This window comes from Amycolatopsis sp. NPDC051106 (genome assembly GCF_040682775.1).
GTDB lineage: Bacteria > Actinomycetota > Actinomycetes > Mycobacteriales > Pseudonocardiaceae > Amycolatopsis.
Genome location: NZ_JBFBBQ010000050.1, coordinates 49,714 through 68,519, shown reverse-complemented (window position 1 = coordinate 68,519; position 18,806 = coordinate 49,714). Strand labels below are relative to the sequence as shown.

Here is an 18,806-nt window from a genome sequence, read left to right as displayed (position 1 = left end):
TGGCGCTGCTGGCACGACCACCAGCCCTACAACCCCGACCTACACGGCCAGCTCAACACCCTCCGCCGACAGGCCGCTTGACATAGGGCTCTCAGGCGTCCCGGTTCACCACCCGCAGGATGAGCCACTGGTCGAACCACGCGCCGGCCGTGGTCACGACCAGCATGACGAGGCCGAGGATCAGGTGCGTGTAGCTGTGCAGCGGCGCCTCGCTGTCGACGAGCTTCGTCAGCCCGAGCTGCAACCCCAGCCGCAGCGCGAAGAGCACGACGACGAGCGCGAGCGCCTGCTTGCTGCGCCACACCGCGCGCAGGTACTTGCGGCGCCGGGACAGCAGCGTGAACCACAGCGTCAGGTGCACCGCCACGAGCGCGAGCGGCAGGTACACGACCCACGAGTACCGGTCGGCGAACTGCAGGCTGAAGTCGTTGCTCGCCACCAGGAGCCCGACGAGCACGAAGTACCAGCCCGGCAGGCCCTCGATCTTCCCTTGCCGGATTTCGGCCGCCACTTCCGTCTCCCGCGTCAGAAATCGGTTCATGCTCCGAGCCTGCCGAGATCCCCGGCGGGAGCGATCAACCGGCGGTACGAGATTCCGCCGCTGTCTCGTACCCAGGTACGAACTCTCGCCGCGAAGAGAGCGTGGGGACGCCCGGTGGGGCACGATCGGCAGATGACCTACGCCGGCCACCCCGGGATCCCGTGGACCGGCCGCCGCGGCCCGCTGGTGGCCGAGGCGGTCGTCCTCGGCGTGCTGGTGGTGCTCGACATGGTCTTCGCGGCCCGGGCCGTGCCGGGGCAGGGCCAGTTCGCCAGCATCGCCCTCGAGTTCGCGCCCGGCGTCGGCCCGGTCGTGGCGGTACTGGCCGTGCTGCGCCGCCGGTTCCCCGACCACATCGCCGGTCTGGCCACCGCCGTCTCCGGGCTTTCGCTGCTGGGTTCGACGATCGCGGCCCTCCTCGCGGCGGCCGGTTCCCGGCTCCCGGCGCAGCCCGGCGCGGCCGAGGCCCTCGCCCTCGCGCTGGTGGTCGGCGCCTGCTGCCACCGGCTCTCGCCGCGGGCGGCCACCGTCCAAGCCGTGCTCGGCGGTGCCGCCGCCACCCTCGCCCCGATCCTGCGCTACGGCACCGGCTCCCCCGCCGCGCTCTACGCCGCCGGGGCCGCGGTGGTCTGGGGCGGCGCGCTCGCCGGCGGGCTGGTCCTGCGCGACGCCGAGGTCCGCCACCGCGTGGACGTCCTCGAACTCCGGTCGGCGGAACGGCTCCGGCTGGCCCGCGAACTGCACGACCTCGTCGCCCACCAGATCACCGGCATCGTCGTGCGCGTGCAGGCCGCCCACCGCGTCGCCGAACGCACCGGCGGCGACACCGCGACCTTCGCCGAGCTCGAAACCGCGGGCGCGACCGCGCTTTCCGCGATGCGCCGGCTCGTCGGCGCGCTGCGCACCGGCGACGAAGACCTCTTCGTGCCGCCGGCCGACCTCGCCACCGCCGTGGACCGCGCGGTCCCCGACGACGACCGGATCCACCTCGACGTCAGCCCGGACCTCGCCACCCTCGCCGTCGCGCCGGAGGTCGTCACCACCACGCACCGGCTGCTCACCGAGTCCCTCACCAACGTCCGGCGGCACGCACCCGACGCCGCCGAAGTCCGGGTGTCCGTCCACCATGAACCCCCCGGCCGGCTGCGCGTCGAGGTGGTCAACGATGGTGCCGCGCGACCGGCCCGCCGCGGCGGCTACGGCCTGCTCGGGATGGTGGAACGGGTCGCGGCGGTGGGCGGTACGGTGCAGGCCGGACCGGCGGACGGCCGGCGCTGGCGCGTGCTCGCGCGGCTGCCGCTCGAACCCGGCTGAGGTGAGGGGAGACCGGGTGCCGACGCGAGTGCTGATCGCCGACGACCAGGCGATGGTCCGCGCGGGGTTCCGGTTGATCCTCGAAGGCGAGCCGGACATCGAGGTCGTCGGCGAGGCCGCCGACGGCGACCAGGCGGTGCGGCTGGCGCGGGAACTGCGCCCGGACGTCACGCTGATGGACATCCGGATGCCGGGCGTGGACGGGCTGCGCGCCACGGAACTGCTGGCCGGTTCCGGCGTCGCGGACCCGCTGCACGTCGTGATGGTCACGACGTTCGGGCTGGACGAGAACGTGCACGCGGCCCTGCGCGCCGGCGCCTGCGGGTTCCTGCTCAAGGACGCCGGGCCGAACCTGCTCATCGAAGCCGTGCACGCGGCCGCCCACGGCGAAGCGCTCGTCTCCCCGGCGATCACGACCCGGCTGCTGGCGCACTACGCGCGCCGCGATCCCCGGAACGTCCCGCAGCCCGCGACGCCGCTCACCCCGCGTGAGCTCGACGTCGTGAAAGCCGTGGCCCGCGGCGAAACGAACGACGAGATCTGCCGCTCGCTGGTGGTTTCACTGCCGACGGTCAAGACCCACATCGGCGCGGTCAAGCGCAAGCTCGGGGCCCGCAACCGCACCGAAATCGCGATCTGGGCCTGGGAAAGCGGCCTGGCCCGCTGACTCTTCGCTCGAACCCCGCGGTACGCGGACGACGACCGTGCGCGCCACGACGTCGCCGAACCGCTGGCGGCGGCGCGTCACCAGCATCACCACGATCCCCGCGAGTCCCCACGCGAACCCGTCGACGACCATCAGCAGGTCGCGGACGAAGAATGCGCCCAGTGAGGGGTGCCCGCCCTCGAGGGTCTGGATCCGCAGGCGCAGCCAGCGCATCGCCGGCGTCTGGCCGCGGTGGCGGTACGGCCACCACACGTTGACGAACACGAGGCCGAGGAAGTCCAGCGCCAGCATCGTGTAGAGGACGACTTTGAGGAACGTCAGCAGCGCCAGGCCGTGCGGGTGGAACAGCCAGACCACCGCGATCGCGAGCAGCAGCATGGGCACGAAGACGAGCAGTTCGTCCAGCAGGAACTGCACCAGGCGGCGCCCGACGATGCCGAGTCCCGGACGGGTCATGTGCCCATGATCTCGGTCCCGGCCCCCGGGCGCGCGCTGAGCCGTCTCATACCCGGGGCCGAGCCGCGCGCGCCGACTTCGTCCTCCGGGCTGATCTCCGCCCCGCACGGCCGGGCCAGGCTCGGGCGCACCCCCACCCGGCGACGGAAGGACTCCCCCGGTGCGCATCTCCCGGACAGGACTGGCGGCCGCGACAGCCGCCCTCTTCGCGGCTTCGGTGCCGGCCGCGGCCGCGGACCCGCTCACGCCCTACACGACCCAGCAGCTCCAGTGGGGCGACTGCCCCTTCAAGCCGGCCGCCGGCGACGCACCCGCGCAGTGTGCGCTCGTCACCGTGCCGCGGGACTGGGCCGATCCGGCCTCGGGCACGGACCTGCGGGTGTCGATCAGCCGCGCCGCCGCGACCGGCGAGCGGCGCGGCGCGATCCTGCTCAACCCGGGCGGGCCGGGCGGCCAGGGCACGCCGCTGGCCGGGTCGCTCGCCGCGCTCGAACCGACGGTGCACGAGCTCTACGACTTCGTGGGCATGGACCCGCGCGGCACCGGCCACGCGGGCACCGACGACAAGGGCTTCCAGTGCCAGGTCCCGGTCGGCCGCCTTCCCCAGGGGCTCCTCGACGCGCGCGATCGTTCGGCGGCGAGCATCGCGTCGCACCAGCAGGTACCCCGGGCCACCGCCGAGGCGTGCCAGAGCGACGCGATCGCGCCGTACGTCACGACGTGGCAGACCGCGCACGACATGGACCTGATCCGCGCCCTGCTCGGCGACGAAAAGCTGAACTACCTCGGCTACTCCTACGGCACCTGGCTCGGCGCCAAGTACGCGTCGCTGTTCCCGGAGCACACCGGCAAGACCGTGCTGGACTCCAGCGTGAACTTCCAAGGCCGGCTGCAGGCCGACTTCGAGGCGTTCCCGGTGATCGACCAGCGGCAGTTCGACGATGTCTACCTGCCGTGGCTGGCCCGCAACTTCGCCACGCAGCTGGGCGGTACGGCGGCGGAGGTCAAGGCGAAGTGGGAGCGCGTCCGCGCCTACTACGGCAGCCACGACGTCTCCCCCGACACGTTCGACAGCATCTTCGTCGGCAACGGCAGCGAAATCCAGTGGCTGCTCGGCGCGCTGGTCTTCCTCCAGGGCGCGGCCGCGCTCGACGGGACGTCCGCCGCTCCCCCGGCCGCGCTGGCGGATTCGATGGATGCCGTGTCGCGCAAGGCGTTCGGTGTGCCGGCCGCGGCGCTGACCCCGGCGCGGGTGGCCGCCGCGGCGCCGGACTACACCCAGCGTCCCGGCACGCGGTTCGCCGTCGCGTGCGGTGACCAGCCCACCCGCTCGGCGTCGTGGTACGAGCGGCTCAGCGACCGGCAGGGTCCGCGGTACCCGCTGTTCGGCTGGGCGTACGGCCTCGGCGAAACCTGCGGCTTCTGGTCGGACGCGCCGCGCCACGAGCTGCCGGACGTGCCCGCGTCGGCGGCGGAGAACATCCTGGTGGTGCAAGGAGAATTCGATCCGCAGACGGGCTACGAGCAGGCGTCGGCGGCGGCGCGGTCGGCCGGTGTCCCGCTGGTCTCGGTGGACGATTCGCCGTTCCACGGCCAGTACGCGCTGGCCGGCAACCCGTGCGTCGACGGGCTCGTGAACGTGTTCCTCACCAAGAACTCCCGGCCGCGCAGCACGACGTGCCCGGGTGTCCCGCTGATCGGCGAGGACCAGGTGTACCCGGTCGCCGGGCCGGTGCGCAGCGCTTCGGCGGCCGTCCCGACGCACCTCGCTTCGGACAGTGCTTTGCGGACGAAGGTCCGGGACGAGGTCAGCGCGGTGAACCGCGACCACTGACGTCGGGCCGGTGGCGGTACGGAGAGCGGAGGGAAATCTCCGTACCGCGTCTCCGTACTCGCCCCGACGTGGCCGCCCCGGACACGGGTCATCGTGGGCCGCATGACGAAACAGCTTGTGGTGACCGAGCGGCGCAGGCTCACCGCCGTCCGCGCGGCTCGGTTGTTCGATGGTGCGGGCTCGGCGTTCGTCGCCGACCCGCTGGTGGTGCTCGACGGCGCCACGATCCTGGGCGTCGAGTCCGGGGGCACCGCGCCGGAGGGGGCCGACGTCGTGGACCTCGGCGGGACGACCTTGCTGCCCGGGTTGATCGACACCCACGTCCACCTCGCGTTCGACGCCAGTGCCGAGCCCGTCGCCCGGCTGGCCGCGCGGACCGGCGAACAGGCCTTGGCCGCGATGGCCGAAGCCGGGCGGGCGTCGCTGCGGGCCGGGGTCACCACCGTGCGGGACCTCGGCGACCGCGATTACCTCTCGCTGTCCCTCAAGGACCGCGCCGACCAGCCGACGCTCGTCGCCGCCGGGCCGCCGATCACCAGTCCCGGCGGGCACTGCCACTTCCTCGGCGGGGTCGCGGACGCGAGCGAGGCCGGCGTGCGGGCGGCGGTGCGCGAGCACGTCGAGCGCGGGGCCGACGTCGTCAAGATCATGGCCAGCGGCGGGACGATGACCCCGGGCACGCGCCAGGAATGTGCGCAGTTCGACCGGGACGTCCTGCGGGCCGCCGTCGACGAGGCGCACCGGCACGGCCTGCCGGTGACCGCGCACGCGCACGGCACCTCGGCCATCGCCGACGCCCTCGCCGCCGGGGTGGACGGCATGGAGCACGTCAGCTTCTGGTCCGCCACCGGCGTCGACCACCCCGAGGAACTCCTGCGTGCCGTCGTGGACCAGGGCGTGGCCGTCGGGGCGACGGTCGGCATGGTGCCGGTCGAAGGCCTCGCTCCCCCCGAAGAGCTCGCCCGGCGCATGCCCGGGGTCATCGCGAACTACCGGCGGCTCGTCGAGCTCGGCGCGCGGGTCGTCGCCGGCACCGACGCCGGGATCGCCCCGGTGAAGCCGCACGGCGTGCTGCCGTGGGCGCCGCTGATGCTGCGCCAGGTCGGGCTGTCGCCGGCCGACACGCTGCGGGCGATCACGTCCGTCGCGGCGGGCGTGTGCGGGCTCGCGCACCGCAAGGGCCGCGTCGCGCCGGGGTTCGACGCCGACCTGCTGGCCGTCGACGGCGATCCGCTGGCCGACCCGCGGGCGCTGCTGCGGGTGCGCGCGGTGTGCGCGCGAGGGCGGTGGATCGCGTGAAGAAGTTCCTGAAAGCACTGGTCGCGGGCCTGGCGCGGGCCACGTGGTTCCCGGCGCCGATCTGGCCGGCGGGGCCGAAGTCCCGGTGGCCCGGCGAACCCCGCTGAACCGCGCTCGACGCGGGCGGGCGCCGTATCGTTGCTGCGCATGGAGCAGGGCTTCGTCGGCCGGACCGGCGAACTGGACCGGCTGCGCGCCCGCCTCGAGGAGGCGCGGGGCGGGCGCGGCGGGCTCGTGCTCGTCGTCGGCGAACCGGGCATCGGCAAGACCAGGCTCGCTCGCGAGCTGGCCCGGCGCGCCGGGGAGGCGGGCGTGCCGGTCGGCTGGGGACGCGCGAGCGACGCCGAGGGCAGCCCGCCCTACTGGGTCTTCCGGCAGCTGGCCCGCTCGCTGGACCGGCCGTTCCCGACCGGCGACACCGGCGGCTCGGCGGAGGCGCGGTTCGCCGCGTTCGAAGCCTTCGCCGACAGCCTTCGCGAAGCGGCCGCGCCGCACGGGCTGCTCGCGGTGCTCGACGACGTGCAGTGGGCCGACGCGGCGTCGCTCGCCCTGCTCGTCCACCTGGCCCGTGACCTCGACCGGGCGCCGGTGCTGCTCGTGGTGACTTACCGCGACACCGAGACGACCGGCCGGGAGGCCCTCACCGCGGCGCTGGCGGCCCTCGCCCGCGAACCGGTCCTGACCCGGATCCGGCTGGCCGGGCTGAGCGAGGCCGAGGTCGTCGAGCAGCTCGGCCGCGGCGGTGTCTCCGCCGACCTCGCGACGCTGGTCAGCCGCCGGTCGGGCGGCAACCCGTTCTTCGTCACCGAGCTGGCCCGGCTGGCCGGCACCGCGGGGGACGCGCTGCCGGACGGCGTCGTGGACACCGTCCGGGCACGGCTGGCCCGGCTGAGCGAGCCGTGCCGCGCGCTCGTCGCGACCGCCGCCGTGCTCGGCCGCGACGTCGACCCGGCCGCGCTCGCCGACGTCACCGGCCGGCCGGCGGCCGACGTCCTGACCGACCTCGACGAGGCCACCGGCGCCGGCATCGTCACCGCGGGGAGCTTCAAGCACGACCTGATCCGGGAGTCCGCGGCGGCCGGGCTGCCGACGGCGGCGCGGCTGACCGCGCACGCCCGGCTGGCGGGGTGGCTCGAACGGCGCGACCCGTCCCGGACCTCGGAAATCGCCCACCACTGGCTGGAGTCGCTGCCCGTCGGCGACGCGGCGCGCGCCGCGTCGTGGGCCGAGCGGGCCGGCGACCAGGCGCTGGCCGAGCTCGCCTGGGAACGGGCGGCCGAGCTCTACCGGCGCGCCCTCGAAGCGGCGCCCGTCCCCGCCGCCGGCCGAGCGCGGCTGCGCCTGCGGGAAGGGATCGCCCACCTGCGCGGCGGCGATATCGAGCGGGGCTCCTGGCTGCTGGAGGCCGCCGCCGACGCGGCCCGGGAAGCCGGCGACCCGGCGGTGCTGGGCGAGACGGCGCTGGCCATGGAAGGCCTGTCGGACCCGTGGGGCAGCTTCAACGGCGGGAAGATCGCGCGGGAGGCGCTCGCGGGGCTGCCGCCCGGCGACGATCCGCTGCGGGCCCGGCTGCTCGCTTTGCAAGCGGGCGAAGCCGGGTTCTTCGGGGGCGGCGAAGCCGAAACGGCGTCGGCGGAGGCGCTGGCGATCGCCGAGCGGCTCGGCGATCCCGACGTGCTCCGCTCGGCTTTGCGCGCCCGGCAGATGGTGCGTTCCGCGCCCGAAGGCGTGCACGAACGACTTTCCCTCGCCCACCGCATGATCGCCCTCGGCGAGGACTGCGACGACGCCGACACCGTGCTGTGGGGCCGGTTGTGGCGGTTCGACGCGCTGCTCATGCTGGGCCGGCTCGGAGAGGCCGAGCAGGAACTCGGGGCGCTGCGGCCGCTCGCCGACCGCCTCCGCCGTCCGCTCGCGCGGTGGCACCACCTGCGCAGTTTCGCCACGCTCGCCGTCGCGCGCGGACAGTTCGACGACGCCGTCGAAGCGCTCCAGCAGAGCTTCGCGCTCGTCGCCGACCGGACGCACCTGTCCCTGCAGGGCGTGCCGATCTCCGTGCTGGCCGCCATCGCGGGGCTGACCGGCCGGACCAGCCTGGTGACGCCCGCGATGGAGCGCATCTTCGCCGAGCACGCCCCGCCGTTCGTCAGCCTGCTGCACGCCGCGTGGCTGTTGTACGTCGGCGACCGGGACCGGGCGGGCGAGTTCTACCGCCGGGCTTCCGTGCCGGAATCGGCGCCGGTGCCCGCGACGCTGCCCGTGGCCGCGGCCGCCGTCGAGCTGGGCGCGGAGTTCGGGCCGCCGGAGGTCGTCGAGCGGGCGGCGGCGCTCCTCCGTCCACACGCCGGGCTGTTCGTCACCGGCGGCGCGGGCTCGATCCTCGTCACCGGCTCGGTCCGCCGGTACCTCGGGCTCGCGGCCGCGTCCGCCGGCCGGCTCGACGAAGCGGTCCGGGAGTTCAAGCTCGCGATCGCGGCCGACGACGAGGCCGGCACGCCGCCCTACGCCGCGCTGGCCCGCTTCGGGCTGGCCAAGGTGCTCGCGCGGCGTGCTCGCCCGAGCGACGTCGACGAAGCCCTCGGGCTCGCCGCGTCCGTTGCGGCCGCGGCCGAGCGGCTCGGGATGGCCCCGCTGCGGGAGGAGGCCGACGCGCTGGCGGCCGCGCTGCGCGGGGACACGCCGGGCCCGCTGACCCGGCGCGAACGGGAAGTCGCCGCGCACGTCGCCGACGGCCTGACGAACAAGCAGATCGCCGCCCTGCTGCACATTTCCGAACGGACGGCGGAAAGCCACGTGCAGCACATCCTCACCAAGCTCGGCTTCACGAGCCGCGCCCGGATCGCGACCTGGGTGACGGCCAACGGGTCAGCGCGGGACCAGCGACCGCACCGCGTCGAGTAGTCCGGGTCCTTCGAGCAGCACGGGATCGTTGTGGTCGGCGTCCGGGACCTCCACCAGCCGCGCCGACGCCGCCGCGGCGACCTCCCGGCTCTGGGCCGGCGGGACGATCGAGTCCCGGCCGCCCAGCACCACCACCGTGGGGACGCGCAGCCGCGCGACCTCGTCCCGCACGGGGAACCGGTCGCGCAGCAGCAGCCGCACCGGCAGGTACGGGTAGATCTCGGCGCCCACGGCGGCGAGGTCCACGAACGGCGACCGCAGCAGCAGCCCGGCCGGCGGGTGTTCGAGGGCGAGCTCGGCGACCACGGCGCACCCGAGGCTTTCGCCGTAGAAGAGGATCCGCTCCGGCGGCACGCGCCGGTCTTCGACGAGGAAGCGGTAGGCAGCGCGGACGTCGAGCGCCAAGCCGGCCTCGCTGGGGTCGCCGGGATTGCCGCCGTAGCCCCGGTAGTCGAACGTCAGCACGGCCAGCCCGGCCCGCGCGAGCTTCGCGGCCAGCGGCGCCCGGCCGGCCCGGTTGCCGCCGTTGCCGCCGGCCACCAGGACGGTCGCCTCCGGTGCCCGGGCGGGCCGGACGAACCACGCGCCCAGCTCCAGGCCGTCGGCGGTGCGGAGCCGGACGTCCTCGGCTCCGGGCAGCACGGTGCCGGCGGCGGGCACCGGCGCGGTGTCCGGCTGGTAGATCAGGCGGCGCTGGAAGATCCACACGAGCGTCAGGACCAGGACGGCGACCAGCACCAGCCCGAGCAGCACCTGCACGGTCCTGGTCAAGCGCACCCACCCCGGGGAAACAACGACGCGGTCCGGACGTTGTAGGACTCGATGAGCATTCTCCGATTCTCCGTCCTCGGCGACTCGCTGGCCGCCGGTGTCGGCAGCACCCGCCCCGAAGACACGCTCGGGCAGCGGCTCGCCCGCCGCCTGCGCGCCGCGGGCCACACCGTGGACCTGCACGGCTTCGGCGTGCCCGGCGCCCAGTCCGCCGATCTCGAGCGCCAGACCGGAGCCGCGCTCCGCACGGGCGTGGACTTGGCGCTGATCGTGATCGGGACGAACGACCTGGCGAGGTTCGTCCCGCCGGCGGTCGCGGCCGGCCAGCTGCACGACGCGGTGGTCAGGCTGGTCCGCGCCGGCGGGCGGGTGATCGTGGTCCCGGCGCCCGACCTGGGGATCGTCTCCCGGGTGCCGGCGCAGTACCGGCGGCTGGTCTCGGCGGCGAGCGGTCAGTACGCGCAGGCCCAGGCCGACGCGGTCATCCGGGCGGGCGGCGCGGTGGCGGCTCCGGGCCCCGAACTCGGCGCCCGGTTCGCCGCGGAACCCGCGCTGTTCTCGGCGGACCGGTTCCACCCGTCGTCGGCCGGGTACGGGGTGATCGCGGACGCGTTGGCGCCCCACGTGCTGACCGTGGCGGCCGATCTCGCCGCGTAGCGAATTCCGGTCCTCGTCCGCACCTCGTCAGGCGACGACGGCGCCTGGGCCGCCTTAGCGGAGGAGATCCGGATGCCCACCGAAGACGGTGTCCTGGCCAACGTCACTCCGGTCGACGCTCAGGTGTTCGAAGGCCTGAGCGCGGAAGCGTTGCCGGCGTTGCAAACAACCAGACCGAGGGTCTCCTTCCTCGCCGCCGGTCTTCGGCCGTGCGGGGGTGGTGCCCGCCGAGCTGTGGAGCGTGGAGAACAACATCAACCTGGCCAACCTGGACTGGGCGGACTTCACCCGCTCGGCCGGCCCGGACGGCGTCTTCCGCGGCTTCTGACGCGTCAGTAGACCGCCTCCAGCAGTTCGGTCACCTCCGCCTCCGACGGCAACCGCGGCGCGTTCTTCGTGACGGCGTCGGCGACCGCGTCCGCCGCGATCGCCGGGAGGTCGTCCCGGGTCACGCCGAGTTCGCGCAGCGGGCGCTTGATCTCGATGGCCCCCGAAATCTCGCGGACCGCTTCGATCGCCGCACCCGCCCAGTCCGGTACCGGGGGCAGGTGCAGCGCGCGGGCCGTCGCTTCGTACGCCGTCGCCGCGGCCGGGGCGCTGAACGCCATCACCTCCTCCAGCACGGCCGCCAGCGCGACGCCGTGCGGGGTTCCCGTGTGCGCGGTCAGCGCGTGGCCGATCCCGTGAACCAGCCCGAGCCCGGACAACGTCAGCGCGTGCCCGGCCAGGTGCGCGCCGAGCATCAGCCCGGCACGCGCCTCCAGGTCGCCGCCGTCGCGGTAGGCCGCCGGGAGCCAGCGCCCGACCAGGGTCACCGCCTGCGTCGCGTAGGCCGTGGAGAACGGCGTCGACCCGCGCGAGGCCAGGGATTCGATGCCGTGGACCAAGGCGTCCAGGCCGGTGGCGGCCGTGACGCGGGCGGGCAGGCCGAGCGTCAGTTCCGGGTCCAGGACGGCGATCCGCGGCTTCACCGACGAGTGTCCGATGTAGACCTTCCGGCGGGCGCACCGGTCCTCGGTGACGCCGAACCCGTTGGTCTCGGCGCCGGTGCCGGCCGTGGTGGGCACCGCGATCAGGGGCAGGCCGTCGCCCGCGTCCCACAGGCGGTCCGCGTCCGCGGCGGCCGCGTCCGGGTTGCCGGCGAGCAGGGAGATGCCCTTCGCCGCGTCCAGGGCCGATCCGCCGCCGAGCGCGAGCACGGCCGCGACGCCGAACGCGCGCAGGCGGGCGGCCCCGCGGTCGAGCTCCGCCGTCGATGGATTCGGGCCGACGTCCTCGTGGACGGCGTGCTCGATCCCGGCCGAGGCCAGGATCTGCTCCACGCGGCCGACGATCCCGGTCCCCCGCAGGCCGCGGTCGGTGACCACGAAAACCCTGGTGTGGCCGAGGGATCCGACGAAACCGGGCAGCTCGGCCAGCACGCCGGGGCCGTATTCGGTGCGGCCGGCCGGTTCCACGGACAGGCGCACGCGGCGTCCTTCGGAAGGCCGGGCCGGCCGGTCCTGATGGGTCAGATCCGCCACCGCGCCACCGCCTCCTCGTCCAGTTCGATGCCCAGACCGGGCCGGGCCGGGACCGCCAGCTCGCCCGCCGGGGTGATCATCACGGGTTCGGCGAGCATGAAGTCACGGCGTTCGGGCGTCCAGCCGGGCGGGTCCCACGGGAACTCGAAGTACGGGCCGCCGCCGACGCCGGCCGAGACGTGCAGGTTGGCCAGCACGCCGATGCCGTTGGTCCAGCTGTGCGGGGTGAACGCGCGGTGCTTGAGCTGCGCGAGCTCGGCCAGCGTCCGGGCGCGGTGCATGCCGACCGCGAGCACCACGTCCATCTGGTAGACGTCGAGGACGTCTTCTTCCAGGTAGCGCAGCAGCTCCGGCACCGAGTGGTGCATCTCCCCCGCCGCGATCCGCACGCCCGGGTTCTCCGCCCGGAGCGTCCGGAAGCCGTCGAGATCGTGGTAGGGCAAGGGTTCCTCGACCCAGAAGACGTCCAGCTCGGCCAGCCGGCGCACCAGCCTCCGGGTCTTGGCCAGATCGGACGCGGGGCTCGTGTCGCCCGCCATCCGCCAGGACTGGTTGAGGTCCACCATGATCCCGAAGTCGGGGCCGAGCGCGTCGCGGACGGCGGCCACGACGGCCACGCCCTCGTCCACGTGGTCGCGGTCGATGCGGATCTTCAGGGCGCGGAACCCGGCTTCGCGGGCGCGCTGCGCCGTTTCGACGCGCTCCTCGGGCGGCTTCAGCTCGGCCGAAGAGGCGTAGGCGGGCAGCGCGCGTGCGGAGTTGCCGAACAGCGTCGCCACCGGCAGGCCCGCCACCTGGCCGACGATGTCCCAGAGCGCGGCTTCGAGGGGCCAGAAGCGGCCGCCGTGGAAGTTGGCCGTCTCGATGGCCTTGACGTGCCGGACGATGTCGAGCGGGTCCCGGCCGAGGAACAGGTGCTCGACGGCTTCGAAGCCGGCCATGGTGTCGCCGGAGCCGATGCCGGTGACGCCGTCGTCGGTGTGGACGCGCACGATCGTGGCGTCGAAGTGCCGCCGCGGGTCCGGGTCCCAGGCCGCGCGCAGCGGCGGGTCCAGGTCCAGCCGCAGCCGGTCGAGGGTGATGGCGGTGATCTTCATCGAGCCACCACGGTAGGAGGGCCCGCGAACGCGGGCAAGGGCCCGCCGGACATCCCACCACGGAGTTCTCCACAGTGGATGGTGGACGGCTCCCTCTCGGGAGGGGGCGGCTGCTACCTCGGCGGGAGGTCCCGGCGTCCCTGCGCGGCGAGACTCGGCCCATGACCGCACCGCTCACCGGTTCCCCCGCCGTCCGCGACGGCCGCCGCCCGCCGCGGTGGGCCGTCGTCGCCGCCCACGCCGTTCCGCTGGTCACCCTGCCGTCCGGGATCTGGCGGCTCTTCCTCGCCGCCGGTGCCGACCTCGGACTGCGGCCGTACCACGCGATCGGGCCCGGCGAAGCCGGTTACATCGTCGGGCTGAGCGTCGTGTCGGAAGCACTGGCCCTGCTCACGCTCGGCCTCGTCCGGCCGTGGGGCGAGCGCGTCCCCCGGTGGATCCCCGTGCTCGGCGGCCGCCGGGTCGCGCCGTACGCGGCGATCGTCCCGGCGGCTGCCGGTGCGGTGGCGCTGGCCGTGATCTGGGCGTACGCCTTCCGCGACTTCCCCGCTCTGGGAGCGGTGACGTTCGCGGGTCCGGGCTGGCACGTCCTGCTCGTCGCCTGCTACCTGCCGCTGCTGCTCTGGGCGCCGCTGCTGGCCGTCGTCACGGGGGCGTACTGGCACCGGCGGTGCTGCGACGCGCGGAGGTAGCGGCCGGCCATCGGAAAACCGGCCTTTCCCGGAAGAGCCCGCCGAAACCCGGCCGACATCACGTTTGAACGCAAGGATCGGCCGTTCATTCAGCAGCTCACCCGAAAGCGTGCTATTCGATCTCTATGACCGAATCACCGAACTACCCGAACTATCCCGAGTCCGCCGCCACCGGCCAGCCGCCGGCCGCAGCCGCCCGGCCCAGCACGGTCGAATACGCTTTCTGGGCGTTCATCGCTTCGACCGTCATCGGGCTCATCGGCGGATTGGTCGTCTTCGGAAATCGTGACGCGATCGCCGATGCGCTGCGCAATTCGAACAGACAGAACAGCGGCGGCCTGACCGAGGCGCAGATCGACCAGGCGGTGAACGTCACGCTGATCATCGCCGTCGTGATCGCCGTGGTCATCGCCGCGTTGTACCTCCTGTTCGCGTTCAAGCTGCGCGCCGGCCGGAACTGGGCGCGCATCGTGCTCACGGTGCTCACCGCCCTGAAGTTGATCTCACTGCTGGTCGGGCAGAGCACGATCGTCGACTACGTCGGCGTGCTCGCCGCGGTCGCCGGTGTGGTGCTTTCGTTCATGACGCCGTCGAACGCCTACTTCGCGGCGACCAAGACGATCCGCTAGGACGGGACCCGGGCCCGCCCAGCACCGGCGGGCCCGGCCCGGTCAGCCGCCGAGGTGCTCGACCACGAACGCCGTCAGGAAGCCGAGCGTGGCGAGCAGGCCCGTGTACAGCTCGGTGCGTTCGAAGGCCTCCGGGATCATCGTGTCGGCGATCATGGCCAGGATCGCCCCCGCGGCCACCGCCGTGATCGCCGCGATCGTGGCGGGCGAAGCCATCCGCAGCAGGACGTTGCCCAGCAACGCAGCGGCGCCGCTGGCAAGCGCGATGCCGCTCCACACCCCGAAGACGTAACCGGCGCCGCGCCCGGCGTTCTTCATGCCGGCCGCGCTGGACAAACCCTCCGGGACGTTCGAGATGAACACCGCCGCCAGCACGGTGAGCCCGACTCCCCCGCCGCCGAGCAGGGACACACCGAGCACGACCGACTCCGGCACGCCGTCGAGCAGCGCGCCGACTGCGATCGCCGCGCCGCTGCCCGCACTGTCCTGCTCGGACGGTTGCTGGCCACCGGAACGCTTGCGGTGCCGGGCTCCTCGCCGCGCGAGGACGACGTTGATCGCCACATACACGACCGCGCCGGCCAGGAAGCCGCCCGCGGTCGGCCAGAGCCCACCGGAGCGCTGAGCCTCGTCGACCAGGTCGAAGGCGAGCGCGGAGATGAGCACCCCGGCCCCGAACGCCATGATCCCGGCGACGACGCGCCGCGGCACCCGGGCCCACCACGCCACCGCGGCTCCCAGGACCAGCGCGATGCCGCCGAGGAGACCCCACAACCCCGCTTCCACCCACTCGGGCACGAAAACCACCCTTCGCCGACGTGATGATCCCCCGTGGGCTACCCACGGCGGGACCGGTTCAGTCCGTGCGAGAGCGAACCGATCGCGCGGACAGGCCGCCGCCCCGGGTCAACGGACGTTCCCGCGACCGCCGAAAGGTCAGAACTCGACGCCGGGGTCCTCGGCCACCGACCGCAGCGCCGTCACCGTCGGGTGCCCTTCGGCGAGCAGGCGCGCGTCGCTGCCCGGGGGAAGCTCCCCTTCCACGACCACCGCGGCGAGGCTGATCCCGCCGTCGTCGTCGCCGGAGATGCGGCTGCGCACCGATCCGAACTCGGCGAGCCCGGCCCGCCGCGGCGCGCCCACCTCGGGCCGGTCGGGGACGTTGAGGTTGAGCACCGCCGCGCCCGGCAGCGCGGCGAGCCGGTCGAACAACGCCGCCGCGACCGTGACCGCGGTGTCCCAGTGCGGCTCCGGTGGCGGCTCCAGCCCGACGTCCAGGGACACGGCGAGCGCGCGGGCCCCGTTCAGCGACGCGGTCAACGCCGCTCCGACGGTGCCCGAGTGCAGCACCGCGCGCCCGATGTTCGCCCCGCGGTTCACCCCGGACAGCACCACTTCCGGCGGCTCGCCGAACGCCCCCTGCGCGGCCGCCAGCGCGATGAACGCCGGATGCGCCGCGACGGCGTGCGCGGGCACCCCGGGCAGGTCCGGCAGCTCGCGCCGCTCGACCGCCACGCGGCCGTCGCCGCCGGCGGTCCCCGCGGCCCACAGGCCCGCGCTCGTCCCGCTGGCCTCCTCGGCCGGCGCGGCCACGACGACCGTCCAGCCGTGCGCCACCGCGCCGCGGGCCAGCGCCGCCAGTCCCGGCGATCCGATGCCGTCGTCGTTCGTGACCAGTGCCCGCATCAGCGGCGCCCGCGCGAAGTCGTCATACCGGCAGGCATACCCCGCGCCCGGCGGTTCCTACCGGCCCGTGCTGCCGTCGATCAGCTCGCGCAGGATGTCGGCGTGGCCGGCGTGCCGGCCGGTCTCCTCGATCATGTGGACCAGGGCCCAGCGCATCGACGGCGGCGTGCCGGTGGGGCGGGCGACCGGCTCGGTCAGGTCGGTGCACGCGTCGATGACCGCGTTGGCCTCTTCGACGGCGGCGCGGTAGCCGGCCAAGATCGCGGCGGCCGACTCCTGCGGACGCGGCCGGAACGTGCCGGGCCAGTCGGCCGTGCGCTCGCCGAGGAACGTGAAGCGCTCGACGTGGGTCAGGTGCCGCACCAGGCCCAGCAGCGACGTGCCCGACGGCACGCCGGGCGTCCGGACCTGCGGCTCCGGCACGCCCTCGGCCTTGGCGGCCACCGCGGCGCGCAGCTGGTCGAGGAACCCGCGCAGCACGTCCTTTTCGCCGGGGCCGGTCCGCGGGGGTGGGGTGTCGCGTCGGCGGGGCATGGTCTCCTCCTCCTCGGGAGTTCAGCGGTCGCGGCGGATCAGCAGCAGGTGGTCGACGACGTCGGCGACCTGCCCGCCCGGTCCGGTGGCGCGGCGGGAAAGGGCGTCGGCGCGCTCGACGGTCCATTCGTCGTCGAGCTCCAGCGAGCGAGCCACCTCGCCCGCGGAGGTGAACCGCTCGTCCTGGTTCCACGACCACGGCGCGACCGACCCGTGGTCGACGACCAGCAGCCGGCCGCCCGGGGACAGCGCGTGCGCGGCCCGTCGCAGCACTGGGGCGCGAGGCAGGGCGAAGGGCGTGTGCAGGTAGTGCGCCGATACGAGGTCGAAGCGGCCCTCGGGGAAGGTCTCGGCCAGGTCGTGCCGCTCCGCGGTGACCCGGTCGCCGAGCCCCAGTTCGCGCGCCCGCGCGGCCAGGCGGGCGATCGCGACGCCGGAGATGTCAGCCGCGGTCACGCGCCAGCCGCGGCGGGCGAGCCACAGCGTGTCGCCGCCGGCCCCGCTTCCCAGGTCGAGCGCCGTGCCGGGGCCGAGATCGGCCACGACCTCCGTGAGCCGGACGTTCGCGCGGGGATCGGCTTGCGGCGTCGCGTAGTGGCCGTCCCAGAACTCGGTGGTGGTCATGGGCTCCACCGTGCCCGGGACGTGCCGAGGTGGCACGGTTTCTTGCGGTTTCGGCAAGATGGCCGGCGTGACCGACGACTTCGAGGACGTCCTGCACGCCGTCGGCCCCCGGCTGCGGGCGCTGCGCCGCCACCGGGGGCTGACGCTGGCCGAGCTCGCCGTCACCACCGGGGTGTCCGAGAGCACGCTGTCCCGGCTCGAGAGCGGGCAGCGCCGGGCCAGCCTGGAGCTGCTGCTGCCGCTGGCCCGCGCGTACCGCGTCCCGCTCGACGACCTCGTCGGCGCGCCCCCGACCGGTGACCCGCGCGTCCACCTCACCCCGATCCACCGCCACGGCATGACGTTCGTGCCCCTGTCGCGGCGGCCGGGCGGCATGCAGGCGTACAAGATGCTCATCCCGAGCAGCGACCGCCCGCCCGAGCCGGAGCACCAGACCCACGACGGCCACGAGTGGCTCTACGTGCTCCACGGACGCCTGCGGCTGGTCCTCGGCGAGCACGACCTGGTGCTGCCCGCGGGCGAGGCCGCGGAGTTCGACACGACGCTGCCCCACTGGCTCGGCAGCGCCGACGGGAAGGCCGTCGAGCTGCTCATCCTCTTCGGGCAGCACGGCGAAAAGGCCCACCTGCGCGCCCGCGCCGCTCGTGGCTGAGCGGGTGTCCGGGCCGTGTCAGGCCGGTGTCAGGCATCCCCGCGAAGGTGGTCCCACCACACCAGGGATCACCACCACAAGGGGAACGCCATGACCGTCTTCACCACGCCGGAACCGATCACCGCCACGCTGACCACCGCCGGCGCCCACGTGCGGATCGCCGCGAGCGAGCGGCCGGACACCGTCGTGCGGGTCGAGCCCGTGAACAGCGCGAGCAAGTCGGACGTCAAGGTGGCCGAGCAGACCGAAGTCGCCTTCGCCGAGGGCCGGCTCACGATCAAGACGAACAAGCCCGGCGCCAAGAACGGGTCGGTCGCCATCACGGTCGAGCTGCCGGCCGGGTCGGCGCTGGTCCTGGAGACAGCCTGGACGGACGTGCACGCCGACGGCCGGCTCGGCGCCTGCGAGCTGGACCTGGCGTCGGGCCGGGTGCGGCTCGGCCACGCCGACGCCCTGCGAGGCCGTCTGTCGTCCGGCGAGGTCGAGGTCGGCCACGTCGCCGCGACCGCCGAACTCGACGGCGGCACGGCCGGCGTCCGGATCGGCGAGATCGGGGGCGCGCTCCGGTACACGGGCGCGGCCGGGGACGTGTGGCTCGGCCACGCCCGCTCCGACGTCGGCTTCACCGGTTCCGGCGGCAGCTTCACCGTCGACCGCGCCGACGGCGGGGTCGTCGCCGAGGCAGCGCACTGCCCGATCCGGATCGGGCGCATGACGAGCGGCCGGGCGGACCTGACCAACGCCGCCGGCGGCATCGAGATCGGCATCGCCGAGGGCAGCACCGCGTCGGTGGACGCGGACAGCACGAAGGGAGCGGTGCGCAACTCGGTGCCGGAGCACGCGGGCGAGGCCACGGATCAGGTCAAGGTCCGGGCCCGCACGCGCCTCGGCGACATCGTGATCCACCGCGCGGACGCCTGAGCCGATCC

Annotated in this window: 19 protein-coding genes; 10 read left to right on the top strand and 9 right to left on the bottom strand. The window is 74.4% G+C overall.

What is annotated here, in order from left to right; translation table 11 throughout:
* Positions 1-91: 91 nt before the first annotated feature.
* Positions 92-541 (bottom strand): hypothetical protein, encoded by a 450-nt coding sequence (locus AB0M83_RS31060; protein WP_364522213.1) that lies wholly within the window; start codon positions 539-541, stop codon positions 92-94.
* Positions 542-673: 132 nt separating this feature from the next.
* Between AB0M83_RS31060 and AB0M83_RS31055 the strand changes: the two genes are divergently transcribed.
* Both AB0M83_RS31055 and AB0M83_RS31050 read left to right on the top strand, forming a co-directional pair.
* On the top strand, positions 674-1,855 hold the full coding sequence (locus AB0M83_RS31055) for a histidine kinase (protein WP_364522211.1): 1,182 nt from the start codon (positions 674-676) through the stop codon (positions 1,853-1,855).
* 16 nt (positions 1,856-1,871) lie between these two features.
* Complete coding sequence (locus AB0M83_RS31050; protein WP_364522209.1) at positions 1,872-2,522, top strand: response regulator transcription factor; 651 nt, start codon at positions 1,872-1,874, stop codon at positions 2,520-2,522.
* Here AB0M83_RS31050 and AB0M83_RS31045 read toward each other — a convergent pair.
* Complete coding sequence (locus AB0M83_RS31045; protein WP_364522207.1) at positions 2,415-2,978, bottom strand: RDD family protein; 564 nt, start codon at positions 2,976-2,978, stop codon at positions 2,415-2,417. The two genes, AB0M83_RS31050 and AB0M83_RS31045, sit on opposite strands and share 108 nt — an antisense overlap.
* A gap of 160 nt (positions 2,979-3,138) precedes the next feature.
* Between AB0M83_RS31045 and AB0M83_RS31040 the strand changes: the two genes are divergently transcribed.
* From AB0M83_RS31040 to AB0M83_RS31030, 3 genes are all read left to right on the top strand, one after another.
* Entirely contained in the window at positions 3,139-4,812 is a 1,674-nt protein-coding gene (locus AB0M83_RS31040) for an alpha/beta fold hydrolase (RefSeq protein WP_364522205.1), read from the top strand.
* A 102-nt stretch (positions 4,813-4,914) separates the two neighbouring features.
* Positions 4,915-6,111 (top strand): amidohydrolase family protein, encoded by a 1,197-nt coding sequence (locus AB0M83_RS31035; RefSeq protein WP_364522203.1) that lies wholly within the window; start codon positions 4,915-4,917, stop codon positions 6,109-6,111.
* A gap of 147 nt (positions 6,112-6,258) precedes the next feature.
* The gene (locus AB0M83_RS31030) at positions 6,259-9,012 is read left to right on the top strand and encodes an AAA family ATPase (protein WP_364522201.1); all 2,754 of its coding nucleotides are present in this window, start codon (positions 6,259-6,261) and stop codon (positions 9,010-9,012) included.
* Here AB0M83_RS31030 and AB0M83_RS31025 read toward each other — a convergent pair.
* Complete coding sequence (locus AB0M83_RS31025; protein ID WP_364522198.1) at positions 8,977-9,783, bottom strand: alpha/beta fold hydrolase; 807 nt, start codon at positions 9,781-9,783, stop codon at positions 8,977-8,979. The genes AB0M83_RS31030 and AB0M83_RS31025 overlap by 36 nt on opposite strands.
* A gap of 51 nt (positions 9,784-9,834) precedes the next feature.
* On the opposite strand from AB0M83_RS31025, the gene AB0M83_RS31020 reads away from it, so the two are divergent.
* Positions 9,835-10,440 (top strand): SGNH/GDSL hydrolase family protein, encoded by a 606-nt coding sequence (locus tag AB0M83_RS31020; RefSeq protein WP_364522196.1) that lies wholly within the window; start codon positions 9,835-9,837, stop codon positions 10,438-10,440.
* A gap of 332 nt (positions 10,441-10,772) precedes the next feature.
* Here the strand turns inward: AB0M83_RS31020 and AB0M83_RS31015 are convergent, their stop codons facing one another.
* Positions 10,773-11,909, bottom strand: a complete 1,137-nt coding sequence (locus AB0M83_RS31015) for an iron-containing alcohol dehydrogenase (protein WP_364522194.1) — start codon at positions 11,907-11,909, stop codon at positions 10,773-10,775.
* A gap of 41 nt (positions 11,910-11,950) precedes the next feature.
* Positions 11,951-13,060 carry a mandelate racemase/muconate lactonizing enzyme family protein gene (locus tag AB0M83_RS31010; protein WP_364522192.1) on the bottom strand — a complete coding sequence of 370 codons (1,110 nt, stop codon included), beginning with the start codon at positions 13,058-13,060 and terminating at the stop codon, positions 11,951-11,953.
* Between the two features lie 161 nt (positions 13,061-13,221).
* On the opposite strand from AB0M83_RS31010, the gene AB0M83_RS31005 reads away from it, so the two are divergent.
* On the top strand, positions 13,222-13,752 hold the full coding sequence (locus AB0M83_RS31005; protein ID WP_364522190.1) for a hypothetical protein: 531 nt from the start codon (positions 13,222-13,224) through the stop codon (positions 13,750-13,752).
* A gap of 125 nt (positions 13,753-13,877) precedes the next feature.
* Positions 13,878-14,381: a hypothetical protein gene (locus AB0M83_RS31000; protein ID WP_364522188.1), complete on the top strand. Its 504-nt coding sequence runs from the start codon at positions 13,878-13,880 to the stop codon at positions 14,379-14,381.
* 42 nt (positions 14,382-14,423) lie between these two features.
* On the opposite strand, the gene AB0M83_RS30995 is transcribed toward AB0M83_RS31000, so the two are convergent.
* The 4 genes from AB0M83_RS30995 to AB0M83_RS30980 form a co-directional block, all read right to left on the bottom strand.
* Complete coding sequence (locus tag AB0M83_RS30995) at positions 14,424-15,179, bottom strand: ZIP family zinc transporter (RefSeq protein WP_364522186.1); 756 nt, start codon at positions 15,177-15,179, stop codon at positions 14,424-14,426.
* Between the two features lie 138 nt (positions 15,180-15,317).
* A complete protein-coding gene (locus tag AB0M83_RS30990) occupies positions 15,318-16,067 on the bottom strand; it encodes a 5'/3'-nucleotidase SurE (protein ID WP_364522184.1) in 750 nt (249 codons plus the stop codon).
* Positions 16,068-16,124: 57 nt separating this feature from the next.
* Positions 16,125-16,601, bottom strand: a complete 477-nt coding sequence (locus AB0M83_RS30985; protein ID WP_364522182.1) for a DinB family protein — start codon at positions 16,599-16,601, stop codon at positions 16,125-16,127.
* Positions 16,602-16,622: 21 nt separating this feature from the next.
* Positions 16,623-17,225 carry a class I SAM-dependent methyltransferase gene (locus AB0M83_RS30980; RefSeq protein WP_364522180.1) on the bottom strand — a complete coding sequence of 201 codons (603 nt, stop codon included), beginning with the start codon at positions 17,223-17,225 and terminating at the stop codon, positions 16,623-16,625.
* Between the two features lie 67 nt (positions 17,226-17,292).
* Between AB0M83_RS30980 and AB0M83_RS30975 the strand changes: the two genes are divergently transcribed.
* The gene (locus AB0M83_RS30975; protein WP_364522178.1) at positions 17,293-17,877 is read left to right on the top strand and encodes an XRE family transcriptional regulator; all 585 of its coding nucleotides are present in this window, start codon (positions 17,293-17,295) and stop codon (positions 17,875-17,877) included.
* A 90-nt stretch (positions 17,878-17,967) separates the two neighbouring features.
* Entirely contained in the window at positions 17,968-18,798 is an 831-nt protein-coding gene (locus tag AB0M83_RS30970; RefSeq protein ID WP_364522176.1) for a hypothetical protein, read from the top strand.
* Positions 18,799-18,806 lie beyond the last annotated feature (8 nt).